Annotated in this window: 1 protein-coding gene; it reads right to left on the reverse strand. The window is 62.2% G+C overall.

All coding sequences use genetic code 11. The annotated features are described in order from the left end of the window. Nucleotides 1-796, reverse strand: a 796-nt coding sequence (locus HMPREF2990_RS13000) for a hypothetical protein (RefSeq protein WP_070764249.1), incomplete at both ends; no start/stop codon positions are given.

Genomic DNA, 796 nt, shown 5'->3' on the forward strand with positions numbered 1-796 from the left:
GTGTTCGACCATGTGGTGGGCATCGCACTCAGAGGCGGGTGCCTTGCACCCCTTCCAGGTACACGTGGTGGAATCTGCCAGCATGACTTCTCGGTGCTTCGGGGTCGCAAAACGCGCATGATACGCGTTAACGGGCCCGTCCATCGCACCGATCAAGATGATCGAGCCGAGTGCTTCGAGCTGCATGCGCACAAACTCCTCACCGGAGACGATTACACCGTTGTCGAAGTGGACCTTAACGTCGTTGCCTTCGCCTGCGATAATGCGCAGGTAATCCCCAAGATCCAGGTTCGCGGTCACCCGCACCAGATACTCCGCCTTTGGGCACCCGCCGTTTAGCCAGCCGGTGACGTCGTTTTTCGCCGCATCAAACACACCCTGGACGTCTGTTGCGGGCCCGGTAAGTCTCAGGGTGGCGTACCCGTCGCCGTGGTGGGTGACCCGTGCTTTCGGGGTGCGCGGCTCAGGCACCTGTAGTTCGGCTTTCAGCTCTGCGGCCACCCGCCGGATGCGCGCCAGGTCGCCTGCTGTGTTACAAAGCTGATCGATGTAGTGCCAGCGCTTGGTTACATCCTTGAGCGAGCGGGCGGAGCGGGTGATGTAGGCCAGGGTGTCTAACCGGTGGCCATGCACACGCGCGCCTTCTTGGGCTCGGGCCTGGTACTTGGTGTGCGAGGTTTTCCCGCACAGCACCGAGGCGGTATCACGCAATTGTTTCGCGCGGTCGTGTTGGATGCCGTGCGCCTGCAACTCTGCAAGCGTGCAGCCGGCCGCTGCGGCGACGAAGTCGTATCCG

The organism is Corynebacterium sp. HMSC071B10 (assembly GCF_001814825.1).
In the GTDB taxonomy this organism is placed as follows: Bacteria; Actinomycetota; Actinomycetes; order Mycobacteriales; family Mycobacteriaceae; genus Corynebacterium.